Consider the following 22,591-nt stretch of genomic DNA (forward strand, 5'->3'; position numbering starts at 1 on the left):
AGCTGTGCCGGGTGGCATTCGCCCTCATGAAAAGCGAGAGCGAATACCAACCGAACTTGAGGCTGCAGGGTTCCCTTGCAACATAGAATCTCCCACAGGATTCTGCGTTGGGCTGCCATTTCTGTGAACGCCGCTGACCTTTGTGGGAGCTGGCTTGCCAGCGATGGCGGCATGTCAGGCAATGAAGATGTCGGCCGGACCGACCTTATCGCCAGCAAGCTAGCTCCCACAGAATCTTGCGGTGGCCCGCCAATGCCGCGAACGCCGCCGGCCCCTGTGGGGGCTGGCTTGCCCGCGATGGGGACGGTGCAGCCCCCGCAACTGTGAAGGTCAAGCAGCCAGCTGCAGGATCAGCCAACTGTTGGCCCCGCTGATCACCGCAAACACCCCCCACGCCAACACCCGGGTCGGCAACCGGTTCACGAACGGCCCCATCAGCTGTCGGTCGTTGGTCATGCGGATCAGCGGGTACAAGGCGAACGGCAGTTGCAGGCTCAGCACCACCTGGCTCAGCACCAAGAGCTTGCCCACCGCGCCGTCGCCCATCAGCCACACGCCGATGAACGCCGGGATCAGCGCCAGCCCCCGGGTGATCAGGCGCCGCTGCCAGCAGGGGATCCGCAGGTTCAGGAACCCTTCCATGATCACCTGGCCGGCGATGGTGCCGGTGAACGTCGAACTCTGCCCGGACGCCAGCAGCGCCACACCGAACAGCACGCTGGCCAGCGCCCCGCCCACCAGCGGATCCAGCAGGTGATAGGCGTCCTGGATGTCCGTGACGTCGGTGTGCCCGGACTGGTGAAACGCCGCCGCCGCGAGAATCAGGATCGCTGCGTTGACCAGCAGCGCCAGCGCCAACGAGCCGATGGTGTCGATGCGCGCCAGCTTCACCGCGTCCTGCTGGCTGGCCAGGTCCTTGCCGATCAGCCGCGTCTGCACGATGGACGTGTGCAGGTACAGGTTGTGCGGCATCACCGTGGCGCCGAGGATGCCGATCGCCAGGTACAGCGGCGCCGCCTCGCCGATGGCCGACAGCGACGGCTTGAAGCCCTGGGCGACATCCGGCCAGTACGGTTTGATCAGCAGCAACTCCACGAAAAAGCACACCCCGATGGTGCCCACCAGCACCAGCATGATCGCCTCCAGCCGCCGGAAGCCGCGGTTCTGCAAGGCCAGCACCAGCAGCGTGTCGAACGCCGTGAGGGCGATGCCGACGCTCAGCGAGCACCCCAGCAACAAGTGAAACGCCAGCGCGCAACCGAGCACTTCGGCCAGGTCGGTGGCGATGATCGAAATCTCCGCCAGGCCCCATTGCAGCCGCGCCGTGCCGGTGCTGTAGCGCTCACGGGACAATTGCGCCAGATCCCGCCCGGTGGCGATGCCCAGGCGCGAACACAGGCACTGGACGACCATCCCCGCCAGGCTCGTCAGCAGCACCACGAACAGCAGGCTGTAGCCGAACCGCGAGCCGGCCTCGATGGCCGTCGCCCAGTTGCCCGGATCCATGTAGCCGATGGACACCAGCAGTCCGGGGCCGGCGAAGCGCAGCACACGCTTGAAGAATGAAGCACTCGGATCGACCGCGACGCTGCCGGCCACTTCCGGCGGGCAGAACGGCGCGGTGCCGACCTTGGGCAGACTGAATTTCACGCACACATCCAGAAACAAGTGGGAAAGGCTCGCAGCTTAGACGTTTCGCCCGCCGTGCCCAAGGGACGATGTGCCGAGTTTTCCGGGGGCGTATTTTTGTATACAAAAATTGTATTTTCCTGAAGCAATCCCCTCGCCGCGATGCTACCGTGGCCCCTCTCACCCGACGGAGCCCTTCGTGTGCTGATCCTCAAACTGTTGCTGATCCCCGGTTTCCTGCTGCTGATTTCCCTGGCCGGCAAGCGCTGGGGGCCAAGCGTGGCCGGTTGGCTGTCGGGGTTGCCGGTGGTGGTCGGGCCGATCCTGCTGTTCCTCGCCCTTGAGCAGGGCCTGGCGTTCGCCGCGCAATCGGCGGTGGCGGCGCTGTCGGCCATGCTTGCGATGATTGCGTTCTGCGTCACCTACGCTCAGGTCGCGCAACGGGCGAACTGGCCATGGGCGCTGGCGGTTTCCCTCAGCGTCTGGGCGCTGCTGGCGGTGGCGCTGTCGCTGATCCCGCCGTCGCTGCCGTTCTCGGTGGCGGCCGCTGCGACGGCGTTGCTGGCGGCGCCACGCCTGTTCCCCGACGTGCACCCGGTGGTGGGCGGCCCGGCGCCGAAATCGGATCGGTTGATCTGGCGGATGGTCGCCGGCGCGGCGCTGACGCTGGTGGTGACCCTGCTGGCCAGCACCGTGGGCGAACGCTGGAGCGGCCTGCTGGCGGTGTTTCCGGTGCTGGGCAGCGTGATGGCGGTGTTTTCCCAGCAGACCCGCGGCCCGGCGTTCACCGCCGCGCTGCTGCGGGCAACGGCGACAGGGATGTATTCGTTCTCGGCGTTTTGCCTGGTGCTGGCGCTGGCCGTGCCCACGTTCGGGTTCGCCGGTTTCGCGGTGGCCGTCGCGGTATCGGTGGCCATGCTGGGCGTGACCAAGCAACTGCTCGCCAAGCCTGCCGCAACGAAAGCCCCCGCACAGCGGCCACCGGCCTGACCCGCCTTGACAAACCGCTCTGGAGCGACGCCCCGCTCCATGGGATGATCGCCGCCCACGTCCGACCACCCCATGGAGTTTCGAATGTCCCCGCTCTGCAAGAAAGCCGTCATCCTGTTGCTGGCGACGGCGGCCGGTCTCGGCGCCCTCAATGCCCAGGCCGCCAAGGCCAAGGACAAGGCTGCCGGCGAAAAGGTCTCGATGCTCGACGGCAAGCTCACCTTCACGCTGCCCAAGGGGTTCGTCGCCGACCCGCTGCCGCCGGGCCCGACCGGCGCCAAGGGCACGATGTACACCAACCAGGCCACCCGCACCGTGGTCATCGCCGCAGAGAACCAGATTCCCGAAGGCAACAACGTCAAGGACAACGACAGCGCGTTCCTCGACGCCACCGTGACGGACTTCATCGAAGGCCAGCGCAAGGCGTTGCCGGACTTCAACAAGCTCAGTGAGAAAAGCATCACCCGCAAGGGCAACGGCCTGGGCCTGCGCCAGGTGGACAGCACCGCCACCCAGGGCGGCGGCCAGACCCTCAACACCACGCTGATGGCCGGCTCCGGCACCCGGATGGCGCTGGTTCAGGTGATTTCCCGGGCCAGCGACAAGAGCGGCCACGAAACGCTGGTCAACGCGATCCTCAAGGAGAAGTGACCGTCAGGGATTGAGCCCCTGCAGCCAGGCGCTCAAATCCCGCAGTTCCGCCGCGCCGATGCTGTGGCCCACGCCGGGGTAGGCGTGGAACTGCGGCGCGTAGCCCAAGCGCTTCAGCAATGCATCGGCCTGGGTGCCGTCGCGATAGGGCACACGGTCGTCGGCGGTGCCGTGGCCGATGAAGACCTGCACCGGAGCCGGTGGCCCGGCGGCTTCGAGTTCGGCCTTGAGCACCGGCAACAAGCGCCCGCTCAATGCGGCGAATCCGCCCACCACTGCGGGCTGGCGCAGGCCCACTTCGTAACTCATCATCGCGCCCTGGCTGAAGCCGACCAGGTACACTTTGTTCGGCTCGGCGTGGTATTTCTGCGCCGCAGCCGTCACGAAGGCCCGCAGTTTCTGCCCGCTGGCCTTCAGGTCATCGGGCTCGCCGTTGTAGGCCCCTTCGCCCTTCTTGCGAAACCACTGGAAACGCCCTTCCCCCAGCGCCATCGGCGCCTGCACCGACAGGTAGTTGTACTGCGCCGGCAGCTGAAACTTCATGCCGATCAGATCCGCCTCGTTGCTGCCGTAGCCGTGCAGGAAAACCACCAGCGGACGCGGTTCGGCATCCGGGTGGACCTGGGCCAGGTAATTGAGCGGCAGATCGGTCTGCAGCGTGGTCTGGGCCTGGGCGGTGCCGCAGGCCAGGAGGGCAAACAGGGCTAGCGTCTTGAGCATGGGGCGTCCTTGGCGGTGGGCCGTATCAGGGGCAGAGCCTGGCATGATCCGCATTCTGTGTCGCAACCAAAACCGCTATCGCGAGCAGGCTCGCTCCCACAGGGGAACGCGGTCGACTGTGGGAGCGAGCCTGCTCGCGATGAGGCCCTTGAGTCAAACACACACTCAGTCGTTGATCAGCTTCCCGGCCCGGATCGGCTCGCGCCCGGCCACTTTCGCCTGCCAGATCCCCGGCTGGGTGTAGCGCCCGCGGTCGAGGGCGAACAGCACGCCGCTGGTGCCGGCGCGCACGGTGGTGACCCGGTCGTTCAGCGGGTCGACCACTTCGAACAGGGCGTCTCCCCGCTCGACCCACTCCCCCGCGTCCCGCAGGAAGCTCACCACGCCATGGTGCGGCGCGAACAGGTATTGGGTGCCTTCGAACGGCATGCCTTCACAGCATTCCTGCGGCGCCGGTGGCCATTCGCCGCCGATGAAGCCTTGCTCTGCCAGGAAGCCCAGGATCGCCTCGCAGTTGGCCTGGGCCTGTTCGACCCGGGTGTCGCCCATGCTGCCCAGCTCCAGGGTGGTCGCCAGGTTGGCCGGCGGAATCGCCGCCTCGGGGAACGCCCGCGCCAGGCGCAGCCACGGCGACGAGCAGGATTCATCGAACGAGCTGCCGCCGGAGTCCTCGCACAGCAGCGCCACGCCGGCCTTCAGGCGGGCGGCCAGGGACTGCCACTGCGGCCAGTGCTGCGGCAACGCATACAGGTGAATGGCCGCTTCGAAGTCGCAATGCAGGTCCAGGGTGATGTCGGCGTCGCAGGCGTGGCGCAGCAGCAGACGGTGCAAGGCTTCCAGCTGCGAGGCCGGGGCCGGCAGGTCGTCGAGCACCTGGCCCATGGTCTGGCGGATCAGCGCGATGTTGGCGGCGGCGTCATCGCCCAGACGCTCGCCGACCAGGGCCGCCACCGGCGCGCTCAGTTCGACGAACGCACGGTTGAAGTTCTTGCCGCTGCCCAGTTCGAAGCGGCCCATGTGGGCGCTTTGCAGGTGCTGGTCCAGGCCGATGGGGTTGGCCACCGGCACCAGCTCGATCACGCCTTGCAGGCGCCCTTCGCGCTCCAGCGCGCCCAGGCGCTGCTTGAGCTCCCAGGCCGTGCGCATGCCCGGCAGCTCATCGGCGTGCAGGCTGGCCTGGATGTACACCTTGCGCGGGCCTGCGCCGAAGCGGAAAACGCTGAGGGAACGTTCACTGCCCAGATGGCTCCAGGGCAACTGGTGATCGATGCGTTGCATGGGGAACTCCTGAATCTCGAAGCGGCGGTAAACGCCTGTGGGAGCGAGCCTGCCCGCGATGGCGGCCGGTCATGTCCGTGGGCAATCGCGGGCAGGCTCGCTCCCGCAAGGGTTTCTTGCAATCGCGAAAACGAAAAAAGTGGCCCCGCCGAGGCGCAGGCCACTCTTCTACAGCGTATTAATGGCCGTACACGTCAAAGTCGAAGTACTTGTCCTGCACTTGCTTGTACTTGCCGTTGGCGCGGATCTCGTTGATGGCGGTGTTGAATTTTTCCGCCAGCTCCGTGTCGCCCTTACGCACTGCGATGCCGGCGCCGCCGCCGAAGTACTTGGCGTCTTCATAGGTCGGGCCGACGAACTCGAAGCCTTTGCCGGCGTCGGTCTTCAGGAAACCGTCGCTGAGGTTGACCGAGTCGGCCAGCATGGCGTCGATGCGGCCGGACACCATGTCCAGGTTGGCTTCCTGCTGTGAGCCGTAGCGCACCAGCTCGATGCCGGCCGGCACCAGCACGTCGGTGGCGTAGCGGTCGTGGGTGCTGGCGCGCAGCACGCCGACTTTCTTGCCCTTGAGCTCGGTCAGCGGATCCTTGACGCCGGAGCCCGACTTCATCACGAAGCGCGCCGGGGTGTGGTAGTACTTGATGGTGAAGTCGACGTTTTTCTTGCGGTCGTCGGTGATGGTCATGGACGACAGGATCGCGTCGATCTTCTTCACTTTCAGCGCCGGGATCAGGCCGTCGAACTCCTGCTCGACCCAGGTGCATTTGACTTTCATCTGTTCGCACAGCGCGTCGCCGATGTCCACGTCGAAACCGGCCAGCTTGCCGTCGGGGGTTTTCATCGAGAACGGAGGGTAACCGGCTTCAATGCCGATGCGGATCGGCTTGGCCTCGTCGGCCACGGCGGTCAGGGACAGCATCGACAGTGCCAGGGCACCGAACATAACCAGCTTTTTCATTTATTTCTCCCGTGTGCGGAGGCTTTTATTGGCAGCTTTCGATTGTCAGGGTTCGGCCTTGCCGGTGATGGCAAAGAATCCGAAGTGGCCGGCAGTCTATGGCGGCTCGCACGGGGCAAATTGTGTTTAAGCGACAAATACTTACAGAAAATCGGCGAGTGCCTGGCAGGTGGGAAAGGTGTGCGCCATCACAGTGCAAGGACTGTAGGACAAACCCTCAATCTCACCAGGATCGAGGGCTATTGTGGTGAGGGAACCGGTTCCCTCACCACAACGGACGTTCGTCCTTCAGGCCGGGATCAGCATTCGCACCCGATCGCGGCGCTCGCCGGACGCTGCATCGCCACGCTCAATTGGAACCCCTCGTCCAGCCAACCGGTGACGCCGCCGATCATCTCCTTGACCGGATACCCCAGCGCCGCCAGCTTCACCGCCGCCTTGTTGGCGCCGTTGCAGTGCGGGCCGGCGCAGTAGACGACGAACAAGGTGTCCTTCGGGTAGCCGGCCAGGCTCTCGGCGGTCAGCAGACGTCCAGGGAGGTTGACCGCTCCGGGCACATGCCCGCGCTCAAAGGCCAGCGGCCCGCGCACATCCACCAGCACGAAGTCCGTTTCGCCGGCCTCCTGGCTGCTGAAGACGTCGGAGCAATCGGTTTCGAACGTCAGACGGTTGCTGAAATGCATCAAGGCGATGGCCGAGGAAGCGGCCGGGATTTGGCGAACCAGGCTGGTCATGGGGAAAGCTCCTGCGTCTGTGGGTGTGAACAGACTTTATCGGGGCGTCGCTTGCCGCTACAGTGGCGCACAAGACACTCATCGGGAATTTTCCGCCAAATGACTGATTCGCCCGGCCGGGTCGCCATCCTCGCCTACGATGGCCTCTGCACTTTCGAATTCGGCATCGCCGTCGAGATCTTCGGCCTGGCCCGGCCGGAGTTCGATTTCCCGTGGTACGAGCACTGCATCGCCGCCGTCGACCCGGGCCCGATGCGGGCCATGGGCGGCATCCGGGTGCTGGCCGACGGCGGCCTGGAACTGCTGGAGCAGGCGCGCACGGTGATCATCCCCGGCTGGCGCGACCGCAGCGCCCCGGTGCCTGAGGCCTTACTGACTGCGCTGCGCCAGGCCCACGCCCGCGGCGCGCGGCTGCTGTCGATCTGCTCCGGGGTGTTTGTGCTGGCGGCCAGCGGCCTGCTCGACGGGCATGGCGCCACCACCCACTGGCGCTACACGGCGGAACTGGCCGAGCGCTTTCCGGCCATCGAGGTCGACCCGGACGTGCTGTACGTCGACGCCGGACAGTTGATCACCTCGGCCGGCAGTGCGGCGGGCATCGACGCCTGCCTGCATCTGGTGGCCCGCGACTTCGGCACCCAGGTCGCCAACTCGGTGGCGCGGCGCCTGGTGATGTCGCCGCAGCGCACCGGCGGCCAGGCCCAGTTCATTCCCGCCCCGGTCAGCCCGACACCGCGCAGCGACCTGTCGCGGGTGATGCAATGGGCCCGCGAGCGGTTGCATGAACCTTTGGAAGTGCGCGACCTGGCCAGCGAGGCGGCGATGAGCGAGCGCACCTTCCTGCGGCGCTTTACCGAGGCCAGCGGCCAGTCGCCCAAGGCCTGGCTGCAGCACGAGCGGCTGGCCCGGGCGCGGGAACTGCTGGAGAGCAGCGGGCAGAACACCGAGCAGATCGCCCTGCGCTGCGGCTACCGCTCGGTGGAAAGCTTTCGCGTGGCGTTCCGCAGCGTGGTGGGCGTGCCGCCGTCGGTGTACCGCGAGCGGTTCGGGCGCGAGGTGCGGACACTGTCCTGAGGCCTTGATGCCGGCTGGGCCGGCCTCAAGGCTTGCGCAGCAGGTAGGTGTCCATGATCCACCCGTGCTCCGCCCGCGCCGCCTGGCGCACCCGCCCGATCTCATCGGCGACGTCCTGGAGCCGGCCGCTGATGAGGATCTCGTCCGGCGTCCCCAGATAGGCCCCCCAGAAAATCTCCGTCTGCGGATCCGCCACCTGACGGTACGCGTCCTGCGCATCCAGCATCACCACCACAGTGTCCGCATTGCTCACCTGCCCCGCCGCCAGGCGCCGTCCCGTGGTGATTTCGACCGAGCGGCCGATGCCGTTCAACGGCACCCTGTGCTGCGCCGCCAGCGCCTGGACACTGGTAATGCCGGGGATCACCTCGAACTCGAACACACATCGGCCCGACAGCACAATTGCCTGCAGGATGCGGATCGTGCTGTCGTACAGCGCCGGATCGCCCCACACCAGAAAACCGCCGCACTGGCCGTCAGCCAATTCTTCGTTGATCAGTCGTTCGAAAGACGCCTGCTTGGCACGGTTCAGATCCTCGACGCTGGCGGTGTAGTCCACATCCCCGCGTTCACGCTCAGGGCTGTGGGCTTCGACGAAACGGTACGCAGGATCGGTGATGTAGCGCTCACAGATTTCGCGGCGCAGGTCGATCAGCGAACCCTTGGCCTGGCCCTTGTCCATGAGAAAGAACACATCCACCCGGTTGAGCGCCTTCACGGCCTGCATCGTGATGTAGTCCGGATGGCCGGCGCCGATGCCGATGACCAGCAAACGTTTCATCAAAGGGCTCCTCCCAGGTCGATGCCGGGCAAGCGTAGCCGCCAGCGGCCGGCGAAACGCAGATCGACCAGGGCCAGCGGCTCGACATCGATGCACTGGGAGGCCCGGACCTGAACCACGTGGGCCAGCGCCGCACGGATCACAAACGGATGGGTGATCGCCACGGTGTGGCCGGGGCGGGATTGAAGGACGGCCAGCCAGGCCGCCACCCGCTCGCCCAACTGCGTCACCGATTCCCCGCCATGGGGCGCGGCCCCCGGATCCTCCAGCCAGGCGTGCAGCGCCTCGGGTTCGTTCTGCTGCAGCGCCTTGATCGATTGCCCCTGCCAGCGCCCCCAGTCGCAATCGCGCAACGCCTCATCGACTTGTGCTTCACGGCCAAACGCTTCGGCGGTCTGACGGGTGCGCAACTCGGGGCCGCAGACCAACCGGTACGGGGCGTCGAGCCGGGCTGCCAGCGCGGCGTCGGCCAGCGTCCTTTGCTCGATCGGCTCATCCGTAGGAAAACGCGCCAGTTTTTGTGCGACGGTTCGCGCGTGGCAAACCAGGGTCAGGCGGATGGCCAGCACGGTAAATCACTCGTTGAGGAAGAGAATGCGAGAACAGTTGAACGCCACGATGACGGCCATTGTGCCGTAAACAAAAGGTTCGCGGGGTGCGGGATGAAGGAGTCTACCGCCACGAAGCGACAATGTCTGACACGAGAATGGGCAATGGCCTACAAGCGAGAAAGAAACTCGCCTAGCCCTTACGGCCCGGGCATCTTGCCCCGTTTGGGTGCTTGCAGACATACGCTGAAAATTCACTAGACATGTAACGTGAGTTACATAAATACTGTTTTAACGGATTGTGAAACAAATTCTACACCCCCATCCAGCAGGAGCCCGGATGCCCCCTCTCAGAGACCTGATCACCGATCCCGGCCTCGACCTGACGCCCTCGGAGCGCAAAGTCGTGCGTGCGCTGCTGGATCAGTACCCGCGCAATGGCCTGGGGCCGATGGCACGCCTGGCCGAACACGCCGGCGTCAGCGACCCGACCATCGTGCGGTTGGTGAAAAAGCTCGGTTTCGGCGGCTACGCCGACTTCCAGGACGCGCTCCTCAGCGACATGGATCATCGCCTGCGCTCGCCGCGCACCCTGCTGCAGCCGCGTTCGCAGCACAAGAGCGACGACCCCTGGAGCCACTACCTGACCCACAGCCACGGGCTGCTGGTCGAGACCCAGGCCCTGACCCAACCCGAAGACGTGCGGATCCTGGCGGACTGGCTGCTCGATACGCGCCATCAGGTGCACTGCTTCGGCGGACGCTTCAGCAGCCTGATGGCCAACTACCTGCTCAATCACCTGCGCCTGCTGCGCCCCGGCTGCTTCGCGCTGGAAGACAACGCCCAACTGCCGGACCGGCTGTTCGACCTGCAACGCCAGGACGTGGTGCTGGTGTTCGACTACCGCCGCTACCAGACCCAGGCCCTGCGCGTGGCCAGCGCGGCCAAGCACAACAACGCCCGGGTGGTGCTGTTCACCGACATCTACGCCTCGCCGCTGCGGGAACTGGCCGACATGATCATCAGCGCCCCGGTCGAGTCCGCCTCGCCGTTCGACACCATGGTGCCGGCGCTGGCGCAGGTCGAAGCGCTGATCGCCAGCCTGACCCCGCGCTGCCCGAACCTGGCCGAACGCCTGGAGGGCATCGACGCCATGCGCAACGACTTCGACACCCACCTGCTGGAGGATAAATAAGGATGTTCAGCCTTCCCCACCGCTCGCCACGGGATCTGCCGTTCGTCACGGGCCACACCGCACTGCTGTTGGTGGACATGCAGCGGGCCTGGCTCGAACCGCAGTTCGACCCGCATCTCGAAGGCCCGGACGCCGCGTACTTCCTCAACCGTACCCGCGCGCAGGTGGTGCCCAACCAGCAGATTCTGCTCAACGCCTTTCGCCGGGCGCGGCAGAACGTGCTGCACACGATCATCGAAAGCCTGACCGCCGACGGCCGCGACCGATCGCTGGACCACAAACTGTCGGACATGCACCTGCCCAAGGGCAGCGCCCAGGCCCGGGTGATCGCTGAACTGACGCCTTCGGAAAACGAAATCGTGCTGCCCAAGACCTCGTCCGGGGTCTTCAACTCGACCAACATCGACTATGTGCTGCGCAACCTCGAGACCCGCCACCTGATCGTCGCCGGCATCGTCACCGACCAGTGCGTCGACATGGCCGTGCGCGACGCCGCCGACCGCGGCTACCTGGTGACCCTGGTGGAAGACGCCTGCGCCACCTACTCCGCCGAGCGGCACGAGGCCTGCCTGAACGCGATCAAGGGCTACTGCTGGATCACCGACACCCAGACCGTGCTGGGCCGCCTGCGGGAGATGCAGCCATGAGCGAACGCCTGTCGCCACTGCCGATGACCACCCTGGTCACCACCGACCTGACCGGCATCACCCGGGGACGCTCCTTCCCCACCGATGAGCTGGAACATTACCGCGCCGCCGGTTGCGGCTGGGTGCCGGCCAACAGCGCGCTGACCCCGCAGGACATCATCGCCAGCACCAACCCCTGGGGCGCCTACGGCGACCTGCGGCTGATTCCTGACCTGACCAGCCGCGTCACCGTCGGCAACGGCCCGGACGCGGCGGCCCCGGCGCTGGACTTCATCCACTGCGACATCCGCGAAACCGACGGCCAAGCATGGGGTGCTTGTCCGCGCACCCTGCTGCGCGATGAGGTCGAACGCTACCGCGACGGGCTCGGCCTGCAGATCAATGCCGCGTTCGAGCACGAATTCAACCTGCACGCAGGCTTTGCCGAACACCTGGCCTTCTCCCTCGAATCCCAGCGCCAGGGCGCCGAATTCGGCGGCTGGCTGCTCAGTGCGCTGCGCGCCGGGCAGGTCGAGCCGGAGATGTTCCTGCCCGAATACGGCAAGCACCAGTACGAGATCACCTGCCGCCCGGCCCTGGGCGTGGCGGCGGCGGACCGCGCAGTGAACGTGCGCGAGATCACCCGCGAGATCGCCCGGCAGATGGGGCTGGACGTCAGCTTCGCGCCCAAGACCGCCGCCGACGCCGTGTGCAACGGCGTGCACCTGCACCTCAGCCTGCTCGACCTCGAAGGCCGGCCGGTGCTCTACGACGCCGGCACCAGCAACGGCCTGTCGACCCTCGGCCAGCACTGGGCGGCAGGCGTGCTGCATTACCTGCCGGCGCTGTGCGCGTTGACCGCGCCGACGCCGGTCTCCTACGAGCGCCTGCAGCCGCACCACTGGAGCGCGTCCTACGCCTGCCTCGGCCAGCGCAACCGCGAAGCGGCGCTGCGGATCTGCCCGACGGTGACGCTGGGCGACAAGCCTGTGGCCAAGCAATTCAACCTGGAGTTCCGCGCCATGGACGCCACCGCCTCGCCGCATCTGGCGATGGCCGCCCTGCTGATCGCCGGGCGCTTGGGCATCGAGCGCAAGTTGGCGCTGAACGCGGTCACCGACGAAATTCCCGATTCACTCAACGACGAACAACGCAAGGAGCGGGGCATCGTCGCCCTGCCCGGCTCGCTGGCCCAGGCACTGGATTGCCTGCGCAACAGTCAAGCGCTGGCGCTGGCCCTGCCGGCGCCGCTGCTCGATACGTATTTCGCCCTTAAGACCGAGGAACTGGCGCTGACGGAACAGCTCTCGCCCGCTGACCTGTGTGAGCACTATGCACGCCTGTACTGAACCTGCCGAGCTTGGGTTGTATACCCGACCGGTCTACAACCTGAGCCGCGAAGACTCGACGCACCCGCTGATCCTGGTGTGCGAGCACGCCAGCCGCTACATCCCCGAGGCCCTGAACGACCTGGGCCTGGATGAGGCCGCCGCCTGCGAGCACATCGCCTGGGACATCGGCGCGCTGGCGCTGGCCGAGCGGCTGTCGGAGCAATTGGGCGCGACGCTGCTGAGCGCCAACTATTCGCGGCTCTTGATCGACCTCAACCGCCCCCGGCACGCGCCGGACAGCATTCCGGCGCAGAGCGAGATCTATCAGGTGCCGGGCAACCGCGACCTGGATGAAACCACCCGCGAGTACCGCCGTCAGACGTTGTTCAAGCCCTTTCATTCGCGGTTGCAGCAATTGATCGACACCCGCCTGGCCGCCGGCCGTCCGGTGCGGGTGGTGGGAATCCACAGTTTCACCCCGGTGTACTACGGCCAGCCCCGCGAGCTGGAGGCGGGCGTGCTGTTCGGCCATGCCAAGGCCTACGCCCACCGTCTGCTCGATGGCCTGGGCAAGCACCCGCTGAAGGTGGCGGGCAACCAGCCCTACCGGGTCGACCCGCTGGGCGACATGACCGTGCCGGTGCACGGCGATGCCCGGGGCCTGGAGTCAGTGCTGATCGAGGTGCGCAACGACCTGCTGCGCAGCCCCGACGCGGTGGCGCGCTGGGCCGGTTATCTGGCCCCTCTGCTGTAGTCTTTTTGCTGTTGCCGTAAACGATGGACCGACATAACAACTAAAAATCGAACGATTGGCTGACAAGGAGTTGAGCTTCATGGAAATAGAACAGTTCGGCTACAAGCAGGAGTTGAAACGTAGCCTGACGCTGACCGACCTGGTGGTGTACGGGATGATCTTCATGATCCCCATCGCCCCGTTCGGCGTGTACGGCTACGTCAACGCCGAAGCGCCGGGGATGGTGCCGCTGGCCTACATCATCGGCATGGTGGCGATGGTGTTCACCGCGCTGAGCTACGGCAGCATGGCCCGGGCCTTTCCGGTTGCAGGTTCGGTGTATTCCTACGCGCAGCGGGGCCTTAACCCGCACGTGGGGTTCCTCGCCGGCTGGCTGATGCTGCTCGACTACCTGCTGATCCCGCCGCTGCTGTACGTCTACGCGGCCATGGCCCTGAACCATCTCTACCCTGAGGTTCCCAAGGTCGGATTCATCCTGGCGTTCCTGGTCAGCGCGACCTTCGTCAACCTGCGCGGCATCACCTTCACCGCACGCATGAACATCCTGTTCCTGCTGGCGCAGCTGGCGGTGCTGGGCATCTTCCTGTTCTATGCCTGGAACGCCCTGCACAACGGCGCCGGCAACGGCCAACTGACCCTGGCGCCGCTGTACCACCCGCAGACGTTCAACTTCGCCCTGCTGATGCAGGCGGTGTCGATCGCGGTGCTGTCGTTCCTGGGCTTCGATGCGATCTCCACCCTGGCCGAAGAGATCAAGGGCGACCCGGGCCGCAGCGTCGGCAAGGCCGCGCTGATCACCCTGGTGGTGATGGGCGCGATCTTCGTCGTGCAGACCTGGATCGCCACCGACCTGGCCGCCGGCATGGGCTTCAAGTCCGCCGACACCGCGTTCTACGAGATCGCCGAAATCGCCGCCGGCAGCTGGCTGGCGACCCTGACCGGCGTCGCCACCGCACTGGCCTGGGGCGTGGCGGTCGCCATCACCTCGCAGGCAGCGGTGTCGCGCCTGCTGTTCGGCATGGCCCGCGACGGCAAGCTGCCGAAGGTGCTGGCCAAGGTCCATCCGACCCACAACACGCCCTACCTGAGCATTTACCTGGTGGCCGTGCTGTCGCTGGTGATCTGCTACCTGTTCATCGATTCGGTGGACACGCTGACGTCGCTGGTCAACTTCGGCGCCTTGAGCGGCTTCATGCTGCTGCACCTGACCGTCATCAACCACTACTGGCGCCGGCAGAAGTCCGGGCAGGTGGTGCGTCACCTGATCTGCCCGGTGATCGGCTTCGGGATCGTCGCGGCCATCATGTACAACATGGGCGTCGATGCGCAGAAACTCGGCCTGATCTGGATCGCGCTGGGCCTGGTGTACCTGTTTTTCCTGAACCGCCTCGGCGCCGGCACCGCCCTGCCTGACCCGAGCAATGGCTGACAAGAAAAAGAGCGGCGTCTGACAAAGAATCAGGCGACCGCCGATTTAACGCGTGGAAACCGACAGTGATAGTCAGGTTCGGCGATGACGCCGAACCGTTCGATACAGGAGTGCATCCATGCTGGTCTTACGCCCAGTCGAGCCAACCGACCTGCCCCACCTGCAACAGCTGGCCCGCGACAGCCTCGTGGGCGTCACCTCCTTGCCGGACGACAGCGACCGCCTGCGCGAAAGGATCGCCAGCTCCTGCGCCTCGTTCGACAGCGAGACGCAGGCCCAAGGCTCGGAGAACTATTTCTTCGTGCTGGAAGACCAGGAACAGGGCCGGCTGGTCGGCTGCTCGGAAATCGTCGCCACCGCCGGCTGCGACGGCCCGTTCTACAGCCTGCGCAACCGCCACTTCACCAGCGCCTCGCGGGAACTGAACATCGAGCACGGCGTGCCGGCGCTGTCGTTGTGCCAGGACCTGAACAGCCACACCCTGCTGCGCGGCTTTCACATCGACGCCGCGCTGGTGCGCTCGCCCCACTCCGAACTGCTGTCGCGGGCACGGCTGCTGTTCATCGCCATCCACGGCCGGCGCTTCGCCGACGCGGTGATCACCGAAATCGTCGGCTACAGCGACGACCAGCAGCGTTCGCCCTTCTGGGACGCCCTGGGCAAGCACTTCTTCGACCTGCCCTACGCCGAGGCCGAACGCCTGTGCGGCCTGCAGAACCGCACGTTCCTGGCCGAACTGATGCCGCAGTACCCGATCTACGTGCCGATGCTGCCCCAGGCCGCGCAAGACTGCATCGGCCGGGTGCACCCCGACGGCCAGGAAGCGTTCGACATCCTTGAGCGCGAAGGCTTCGAGACCAACAGCTACATCGACCTGTTCGACGCCGGCCCCACCCTGTACGCCCGCACCGCGAACATTCGCTCGATCGGCCAGAGCCGGGCCGTCACGGTGCGGCGTCAGGCGCAGATCGACGCCCGGGGCCATTGCCTGGTCTGCAACGACGCCCTGAAGGGATTCCGCGCGGTGGTGGCCGAACTGGACGACCGACCGGGACAGCCGCTGGCCCTCACCCCGCAGTTGTGTGCGGCACTGGGCGTCACCGATGGCGACAGCGTGCGGGTGACCGCACTGTGAACCTTGCCCCGAACCAGCGTCCCAGCAGGCGCGCAGAAGGAGTTGCAGCATGATTGTCCGCCCGGTTCACGTCAGCGACCTGCCGGCCTTGATGGCGCTGGTGCGCCAGGCCGGTCCGGGGTTCACCACCCTGCCGGCCAATGAAGACCGTCTGGCCCACCGGGTGCGCTGGGCCCGGCGCGCCTTCTGCGGGCAGGTCGAGCGGGCCGACGCGGATTACCTGTTCGTGCTCGAGGACGACGAACAGCGCGTGGTCGGCGTCAGCGCCCTGACCGGCGCCATCGGCCTGCGCGAGCCTTGGTACAACTACCGGGTGGGGCTGACCGTCAGTTCGGCACCGGACCTGGGCATCCAGCGTCAGATCCCGACGCTGTTCCTCAATAATGAACTGACCGGCCAATCGGAACTGTGCTCGCTGTTCTTGGGCCATGACCAGCGCCACGGCAGCAACGGCCGCCTGCTGTCGCTGGGGCGGTTGCTGTTCGTCGCCGAGTTTCCGCACCTGTTCGGCGAAAAGATGATCGCCGAACTGCGCGGCAGCGCCGACGAGATGGGTTGCTCACCGTTCTGGGACAGCCTGGGACGGCACTTTTTCCAGATGGACTTCAGCCACGCCGATCACCTGTCGGGGCTGGGCAACAAGTCCTTCATCGCCGAACTGATGCCGCGCCAGCCGCTGTACACCTGCATGCTCACCGAGCAGGCCCAGGCGGTCATCGGCCAGCCGCACCCCACCACGGAGCCGGCGCTGAAGATCCTTCAGGCCGAGGGCTTCATCCACAAAGGCTACATCGACATCTTCGACGGCGGTCCGGTGATCGAAGCCCCCGTCCACAGCATCCGCACGGTGCGCGAAAGCCTGGAGCTGACCCTGGCCCTCGGCACGCCGGACGACCAGGCGCCCCAGTGGCTGATCCACAACCGCCGTCTGGAGAACTGCCGCATCACCGCCGCCCAGGCCCGCCGGGTCGGCGGCAGCCTGGTGGTCGACCGCCTCACTGCCAAGCGCCTGCAACTGCAGCCGGGCGACTCGGTGCGGGCGGTGCTGCTGCCCAACCAACAACAGCAGGCCGCCGCAGCCTGACCCTTAGCGGCGAGGGCGCTTGCTCCCGCTGCGGTGCGCTTTCTCCCGCCTTGCAAATTCGTCATGATCCTTGACCCATTCGCGTGATAGCCTCTTGATTCTTCGGCGTTGACACCTTTGCTCAAGCCTTTCCATTCCCTTGTATTGGTGGAATCAGTATGTCCAGGCTTTCCCATCAAGATTTGCGCCGTAACTTCCGTCAGCTGCTGGCCTCAGGCGCCTGCTACCACACCGCTTCCGTGTTCGACCCGATGTCCGCCCGCATCGCGGCCGACCTGGGCTTCGAAGTGGGGATCCTCGGCGGCTCGGTGGCGTCCCTGCAGGTGCTGGGCGCGCCGGACTTCGCCCTGATCACCCTGAGCGAATTCACCGAACAGGCCACCCGCATCGGCCGCGTCGCCCAGTTGCCGGTGATCGCCGACGCCGACCACGGCTACGGCAATGCCCTCAACGTGATGCGCACCATCGTCGAGCTGGAGCGCGCCGGCGTCGCCGCCCTGACCATCGAAGACACCCTGCTGCCGGCCCAGTTCGGCCGCAAGTCCACCGACCTGATCTCGGTCGCCGAAGGCGTCGGCAAGATCCGCGCGGCCCTGGAGGCCCGGGTCGACTCGGAAATGGCCATCATCGCCCGCACCAACGCCGGCATCCTGCCCAACCAGGAAATCATCAGCCGCACCAAGCAATACCAGGCCGCCGGTGCCGACGGCATCTGCATGGTCGGCGTGCAGGACTTCGACCAACTGGAACAGATCGCCGAGCACCTGAGCGTGCCGCTGATGCTGGTCACCTACGGCAACCCGGCGCTGCGCGACGACAAACGCCTGGCCGAACTGGGCGTGCGCGTAGCCATCGACGGCCACGGCGCCTACTTCGCGGCCATCAAGGCGACCTACGACAGCCTGCGCGAACAGCGGCAGATCTTCACCCAGGCCTCGGACCTGAGCGCCACCGAACTGACGCACACCTATACGCAGCCTGAGGACTACATCCTCTGGGCGAAGGAATACATGAGCGTCAAGGAGTAACTTCTTCAAGATTTGAAACGCACTGTTTGATCCGACCGGTCGACGCAATGTCGCCGGGCAGGGTCAATGCAGCCTTGGGCTTACATAAAAGACAACAACTCCAAACATCCGATAACAACCCAAACATTGCACAAACAACACCTCAACAAGAGAATGGCGGCATATAAACAAACCTAAAAACGCCACCATGATCAACCTGCTCAAACACTACAATTCGGCCCCTGCAGAATTAGCCGAAGCAATAAAGAACCTAAACCTGACAATAGAAATCCAAGAACTTTCCAACCATCTCTACAGCAACATCAAGACCTCTGCCAAACAACAGCAGCGGGCAACCATTCTCGACAACGTCAATCCGTACACCCAAACGCTGACATTGCACTGCACCGATGATGCGAACATCAGCGTCAGAACCCTGAGCAGCACCAGTTCGACCGTTCTTTATTCAGTGCCGGGACACAGCATCCTCTTTCCCGTCCACTCTGAGCCTTTCTCTGTCCAGCTGTACGGCATCGAAGGCGACCGGCTGAGTCTCGCCAGGCGCGTGACCGTCACGGATCGCGATCCATTGCTCATCGACGGCCGACATACCCTGTATGAGTGCGTCCCGTCCGAGGGCCCTACGCCCGTGCTGGTCGGCAGCGTCAACCTGCCCGTTCGCAGCGCCGACATCAGCGTGTTTGACCGGTCCTCGCTACGCAAGGTCGCCTGGTTCCCCCACGACGACAGCGCCGCGCGCTACCTGGTCAGCCTCGAACTGCTTGAGGCGGCACAGGATCCGGAGGCCGTCAGGGTGGCCGAAGAGCTGATCCACCACTACCACCCGGCCGTTGCGTGGAAAGCGTTTCAGATCATCGATCAGCACGCTCAAGACACAGCCCGGCGATATGTGCCGCTATTGAGGAAACTGAACAACCCACGTCTCGACCAATTGCTCGAACGACGGAGCGAAGCCGCATGAAACTGCAGACGTTCATCGAGCGTATGGCGAATTACGACCCCAGTGTCGACAAGTCGAGCATCATCGAAGACCTCAAACAACTTGCGACAAACCGGACACTCTTGAGCGAGCATCTCTACAACACCATTCAGCAAAACGGTTTCAGCACGCGCAACACCCTTTACAGCCCTTATGCGTTTGTATTGCACTACAACGACTTATATACGCTGCGCCTCGGATTCTGGTCACCGGTCATATCAACGGATGAAAAACAGACATTCATTTATGACCTTTACCATTCGCATGACTTTGAAATGTATGCGGTCGGCTACAGCGGTGACGGCTATACAACGACATTGCGCGCAATCCTTGACCGCACGCCATTGAAAGCCGGCGTAAAACCCTCATTGGGGGACGAGCGCAGCGTGAAACTTGCACCCGGCCATGTTCTGCACATGTCGCCGCTGTATGACATTCACCGCCAGCTTCCACCCGAAACGATGTCCGCCTCGCTGAGCCTGATCATTCATCCTCGGCAGACGACAAAAACCGAAGAAGCCTGGTGCTTCGACGAGAACCTGGTGCCGACCTACCCCGGCATCGCCACGCAGGAAACAGCGGTCTTTGAGAACCTGCTGTCCTTGCTCCAACGCGGACTGCACTCTGCGTCCGCTCAACCAGAAAGGAAATCTGTATGAACACGCCACTCGAAAACTGGACCCAAACACCACTGCTGCGCGCCGGCACCGAGCTGATCAACACGCCGGTCAAGACCGCAGCCCAATCCCCGTGCGCCAGCTTCATGCCGCGCTACAACGTGGGCAACATCCACGAAATCAAGCAGTTCTGGAACTTGCCTCAACAAAAGTAAGGCCAGCGCAAGCCGCGCTTCGCCCGACGGCAGTCCGCAAGGACTGCCGTCTCGCTGTTCTTCAACACTCCCCAAGGCGGGGGCAGCCGCTTGCCCGCCCCTTCAGACCGAACCGAGCGCTTCGCGCCGGTGCTTGCCGTCGCTGTAGCACATCACCCGGTTGCGCCCGCCGCTCTTGGCCTCGTAGAGCGCCCGGTCGGCGTCGTCGAGCCATTGGGTGGCCTCGGCGTGGGACGGGTCGAACGCCGCCAGCCCGATGCTCAGGCTGACTTTCAACGCCGGGTTCTGCTCATACGCCAGAAAGGAAAAGCGCTCGCGCAAGGTCTCCATGGCCTGGGCGGCGTTGAACAGCGGCATGTCCGGCAGAATCACGCAGAATTCGTCGCCGCCGTAGCGCCCGCCCACATCGGCGTTGCGCAGGTTCTGCCTGAGGATCTTGCTCAGTTGGCGCAGCACGATGTCGCCGGCCCCGTGGCCGTAGGTGTCGTTGATGGCCTTGAAGTGATCGATGTCGATCAGGGCGATCGCCGCCCCCTTCTGCAGGCTCTTGCAGCGTTGGAACTCGATCTGCAGCCGGTCTTTCCAGGCGCCGTGGTTGAGCAGCCCGGTCAGGCTGTCGGTACGGCTCAGGGCCAGCAGCTCGCGCTTGTGCAGGCCCAGGGTGTAGGCCTGGCGAAAGCAGATCCAGCCCAAAGCCAGCGGATACAGCATCAGCAGCGGCAGGCACGCATACAGTTGCAGCGGCGTGGTCGGCGGCACGAACGCCGGCGCGAACACCACCAGCCCGACGCCGATCCCCAACAGTTGCGCCGCCAGTCCCGCCAGCAGAAAGCGCAGCCCGCCGATGGCGACGTTGTTCATCGCCATCATCGAGACGGTGGTGGCGCTGGGCAAAGGGTTGAACTGCATGGCGGCGACCCAGAAGCCGCCGAGAAACGCGTCGATCAGCAGGTTGCGGTGTTCGGCATGGTAAGGCACGCGGGCCCGGCGGGCCCATTGAAAGGCCAGGTGCGGCCACAACAACCCGTTGAACAGCATCAGCGCCCAGACCCAGGGCGGTGGACCGAGCGGATGCATCGCCGCCCCCACACACAGGAGCCCCAGCGCCAGCCCGAGGGTTCGCGACGTATGCAGCCTCCTGGCCAACGACAGTCCTTTTCTTCCCTGACCTCCCGCTTTTTCCATAGGGGCCTCTACTGCGCGCATCGGAAGACGGATGTGCTGAGAGTCTAACAGGGCACCCTCAATTAGCCATCACCGGCCAGCGGGCCACCGATCGCACTGCCCGGGCCCGACACCGGGCAAATGATTGGCTATACATGAAAGGAGGAAAACGGAAAAACGACTATAAGAAGGAGGCGCATGCAGACCTATCAAGTGTTGATCATCGGCAGCGGTTTTGGCGGCCAGTGCGCCGCGGTGAATCTGCTCAAGGCCGGCATCGACGATTTTCGCTTGCTGGAACGGCGGGACTTCTTCGGCGGCACCTGGTGCCAGAACACCTACCCCGGCGCGGCGGTGGACGTGCCGTCGCCGCTGTATTCGCTGTCGTTCGCGCCCTACCCCTGGACGCAGATGTTCGCGGGGCAAGCCGAACTGCACCGCTACACCGAACACGTGGCGCAGCGGTTCGGCCTGCGCGAGCGGGTGGAGCTGGGCGCGAACGTCGAGCGCATCGAATGGGACGACGCGCAAAAGCGCTGGGCCGTGCACACCGTCGCCAAAGGAACGTTCCACGCACAGTTCCTGATCAATGCCACCGGGCCGCTGAGCCAGCCGGTCATCCCGCACTTTCCGGGCGCGGAACGCTTCCGGGGCAAGAGCTTTCACACGAACAACTGGGATCACGCCTACGACTACCGGGGCAAACGGGTAGCGATCGTCGGCAGCGGCGCCAGCGCGGCGCAGGTGATTCCGGCGATTGCCCCGGAGGTGGCGCAACTGCATGTGTTCCAGCGCACGCCGCACTGGGTGCTGCCGCGGGCCGACCGCACCTTCGGCCGCTTCCAGCGTTGGCTGCTGGGCCTCAAACCGGCCTACAAGCTGCTGCGCTGGTTGATCTACTGGCAGTTCGAAACCCGGGTGATCGCCTTCAAGTACTCCAAGCCGGCGATCCACCTGGTGCAGCGCCAGGCCCTGAATTTCCTCAAGCGCCAGGTGGCCGATCCGGATCTGCGCCAGCGCCTCACCCCGGACTTCACCATCGGCTGCAAACGGGTGCTGCTCTCCAGCACCTACTACCCCGCGCTGACCCGCGCGAACGTGACCCTGCACAGCCGCGAACAGGGCATCGCCGCCCTCGACGAAACCGGCATCGTCACCACCGACGGCCAGCACATCGACGTGGACCTGATCGTCTGGTCCACCGGCTACGACGCCACCGACGGGGTGATTTCCTACCCGGTCAGCGGCAAGAACGGCGTCCGGCTGCGCGACGTCTGGGCGCAGTACCCGCGCGCCTACCTGGGCACCAGCCTGCCGGACTTCCCCAACCTGTTCATCGTCACCGGCCCCAACACCGGGATCGGCCACACCTCGGCGCTGTTCATCATCGAATCGCAGATGAACTACATCCTCGACTGCATCCGCACCCTCAAGGCCCGGGGCCTGCGCAGCATCGAAGTCCGCCCCGAGGCAGAACGTACCTACACTCAGATGATCCACCGGGAAATGGAGCGCACGGTCTGGAAAACCGGCGGCTGCCACAGCTGGTACCAAAGCAGGAGCGGTCATGTGATCGCGATGTTTCCGGGGTTCAGCTTCAGCTACCACCGCCTGACGCGGTCGCTGAAGCCGGCCGACCACATTCTGTCCTGAACACGTATAAGGAAGACG

Annotated in this window: 23 protein-coding genes; 15 read left to right on the top strand and 8 right to left on the bottom strand. The window is 65.1% G+C overall.

The window, feature by feature from the left end; genetic code table 11:
* Positions 1-330 precede the first annotated feature (330 nt).
* Positions 331-1,650, bottom strand: a complete 1,320-nt coding sequence (locus CAG29_RS27490) for an Nramp family divalent metal transporter (protein ID WP_085695431.1) — start codon at positions 1,648-1,650, stop codon at positions 331-333.
* A gap of 180 nt (positions 1,651-1,830) precedes the next feature.
* Here CAG29_RS27490 and CAG29_RS27495 point away from each other — a divergent pair, with 180 nt between their 5' ends.
* Together CAG29_RS27495 and CAG29_RS27500 are read left to right on the top strand one after the other, a co-directional pair.
* On the top strand, positions 1,831-2,619 hold the full coding sequence (locus tag CAG29_RS27495) for a hypothetical protein (protein ID WP_085657151.1): 789 nt from the start codon (positions 1,831-1,833) through the stop codon (positions 2,617-2,619).
* Between the two features lie 84 nt (positions 2,620-2,703).
* Positions 2,704-3,270 (top strand): hypothetical protein, encoded by a 567-nt coding sequence (locus CAG29_RS27500; RefSeq protein WP_085695432.1) that lies wholly within the window; start codon positions 2,704-2,706, stop codon positions 3,268-3,270.
* 3 nt (positions 3,271-3,273) lie between these two features.
* Here the strand turns inward: CAG29_RS27500 and CAG29_RS27505 are convergent, their stop codons facing one another.
* From CAG29_RS27505 to CAG29_RS27520, 4 genes are all read right to left on the bottom strand, one after another.
* Positions 3,274-3,990, bottom strand: coding sequence for an alpha/beta hydrolase (locus CAG29_RS27505; RefSeq protein WP_085586694.1), 717 nt, complete (start codon positions 3,988-3,990; stop codon positions 3,274-3,276).
* Positions 3,991-4,155: 165 nt separating this feature from the next.
* The gene (locus CAG29_RS27510; protein ID WP_085633879.1) at positions 4,156-5,268 is read right to left on the bottom strand and encodes a succinylglutamate desuccinylase/aspartoacylase family protein; all 1,113 of its coding nucleotides are present in this window, start codon (positions 5,266-5,268) and stop codon (positions 4,156-4,158) included.
* Between the two features lie 178 nt (positions 5,269-5,446).
* Positions 5,447-6,226 carry an ABC transporter substrate-binding protein gene (locus CAG29_RS27515; RefSeq protein ID WP_085633877.1) on the bottom strand — a complete coding sequence of 260 codons (780 nt, stop codon included), beginning with the start codon at positions 6,224-6,226 and terminating at the stop codon, positions 5,447-5,449.
* 299 nt (positions 6,227-6,525) lie between these two features.
* A complete protein-coding gene (locus tag CAG29_RS27520; protein WP_085586691.1) occupies positions 6,526-6,960 on the bottom strand; it encodes a rhodanese-like domain-containing protein in 435 nt (144 codons plus the stop codon).
* A gap of 99 nt (positions 6,961-7,059) precedes the next feature.
* Here CAG29_RS27520 and ftrA point away from each other — a divergent pair, with 99 nt between their 5' ends.
* On the top strand, positions 7,060-8,034 hold the full coding sequence (ftrA, locus tag CAG29_RS27525; protein WP_085586690.1) for a transcriptional regulator FtrA: 975 nt from the start codon (positions 7,060-7,062) through the stop codon (positions 8,032-8,034).
* A 25-nt stretch (positions 8,035-8,059) separates the two neighbouring features.
* Here the strand turns inward: ftrA and cobF are convergent, their stop codons facing one another.
* Positions 8,060-8,815, bottom strand: a complete 756-nt coding sequence (gene cobF, locus CAG29_RS27530) for a precorrin-6A synthase (deacetylating) (protein ID WP_085586689.1) — start codon at positions 8,813-8,815, stop codon at positions 8,060-8,062.
* Positions 8,815-9,384, bottom strand: coding sequence for a histidine phosphatase family protein (locus CAG29_RS27535; RefSeq protein ID WP_085695433.1), 570 nt, complete (start codon positions 9,382-9,384; stop codon positions 8,815-8,817). The genes cobF and CAG29_RS27535 overlap by 1 nt, the downstream gene beginning before the upstream one ends.
* 319 nt (positions 9,385-9,703) lie before the next feature.
* Here CAG29_RS27535 and CAG29_RS27540 point away from each other — a divergent pair, with 319 nt between their 5' ends.
* The 11 genes from CAG29_RS27540 (at position 9,704) to CAG29_RS28625 (ending at position 19,756) form a co-directional block, all read left to right on the top strand.
* Entirely contained in the window at positions 9,704-10,558 is an 855-nt protein-coding gene (locus CAG29_RS27540) for a MurR/RpiR family transcriptional regulator (RefSeq protein WP_085586687.1), read from the top strand.
* 2 nt (positions 10,559-10,560) lie between these two features.
* Positions 10,561-11,205 carry an isochorismatase family cysteine hydrolase gene (locus tag CAG29_RS27545; RefSeq protein ID WP_085695434.1) on the top strand — a complete coding sequence of 215 codons (645 nt, stop codon included), beginning with the start codon at positions 10,561-10,563 and terminating at the stop codon, positions 11,203-11,205.
* On the top strand, positions 11,202-12,533 hold the full coding sequence (locus tag CAG29_RS27550) for a glutamine synthetase family protein (protein WP_085586685.1): 1,332 nt from the start codon (positions 11,202-11,204) through the stop codon (positions 12,531-12,533). Before CAG29_RS27545 ends, CAG29_RS27550 begins: the two co-directional genes overlap by 4 nt.
* Positions 12,517-13,269, top strand: a complete 753-nt coding sequence (locus tag CAG29_RS27555; protein WP_085641094.1) for an N-formylglutamate amidohydrolase — start codon at positions 12,517-12,519, stop codon at positions 13,267-13,269. The genes CAG29_RS27550 and CAG29_RS27555 overlap by 17 nt, the downstream gene beginning before the upstream one ends.
* A 79-nt stretch (positions 13,270-13,348) precedes the next feature.
* On the top strand, positions 13,349-14,698 hold the full coding sequence (locus CAG29_RS27560) for an APC family permease (protein ID WP_085633869.1): 1,350 nt from the start codon (positions 13,349-13,351) through the stop codon (positions 14,696-14,698).
* A 118-nt stretch (positions 14,699-14,816) separates the two neighbouring features.
* Entirely contained in the window at positions 14,817-15,833 is a 1,017-nt protein-coding gene (locus tag CAG29_RS27565) for an arginine N-succinyltransferase (RefSeq protein WP_085586682.1), read from the top strand.
* Positions 15,834-15,882: 49 nt separating this feature from the next.
* Complete coding sequence (astA, locus tag CAG29_RS27570; protein ID WP_085586681.1) at positions 15,883-16,917, top strand: arginine N-succinyltransferase; 1,035 nt, start codon at positions 15,883-15,885, stop codon at positions 16,915-16,917.
* Between the two features lie 158 nt (positions 16,918-17,075).
* Positions 17,076-17,945, top strand: a complete 870-nt coding sequence (locus tag CAG29_RS27575; protein WP_085586680.1) for an oxaloacetate decarboxylase — start codon at positions 17,076-17,078, stop codon at positions 17,943-17,945.
* Positions 17,946-18,132: 187 nt separating this feature from the next.
* Entirely contained in the window at positions 18,133-18,906 is a 774-nt protein-coding gene (locus CAG29_RS27580; RefSeq protein WP_085695435.1) for a hypothetical protein, read from the top strand.
* Positions 18,903-19,583 (top strand): transposase, encoded by a 681-nt coding sequence (locus tag CAG29_RS27585; protein WP_085641092.1) that lies wholly within the window; start codon positions 18,903-18,905, stop codon positions 19,581-19,583. Before CAG29_RS27580 ends, CAG29_RS27585 begins: the two co-directional genes overlap by 4 nt.
* Positions 19,580-19,756, top strand: coding sequence for a hypothetical protein (locus CAG29_RS28625; RefSeq protein WP_170930082.1), 177 nt, complete (start codon positions 19,580-19,582; stop codon positions 19,754-19,756). Before CAG29_RS27585 ends, CAG29_RS28625 begins: the two co-directional genes overlap by 4 nt.
* Before the next feature lie 102 nt (positions 19,757-19,858).
* Here CAG29_RS28625 and CAG29_RS27590 read toward each other — a convergent pair whose 3' ends face one another.
* Positions 19,859-20,941: a diguanylate cyclase gene (locus CAG29_RS27590; RefSeq protein WP_085695436.1), complete on the bottom strand. Its 1,083-nt coding sequence runs from the start codon at positions 20,939-20,941 to the stop codon at positions 19,859-19,861.
* Positions 20,942-21,118: 177 nt separating this feature from the next.
* On the opposite strand from CAG29_RS27590, the gene CAG29_RS27595 reads away from it, so the two are divergent.
* Complete coding sequence (locus CAG29_RS27595; protein WP_085586676.1) at positions 21,119-22,573, top strand: NAD(P)/FAD-dependent oxidoreductase; 1,455 nt, start codon at positions 21,119-21,121, stop codon at positions 22,571-22,573.
* Positions 22,574-22,591 lie beyond the last annotated feature (18 nt).

The sequence above is a fragment of the Pseudomonas sp. B7(2017) genome (assembly GCF_002112745.1).
GTDB classification, from domain to species: domain Bacteria; phylum Pseudomonadota; class Gammaproteobacteria; order Pseudomonadales; family Pseudomonadaceae; genus Aquipseudomonas; species Aquipseudomonas ekonensis.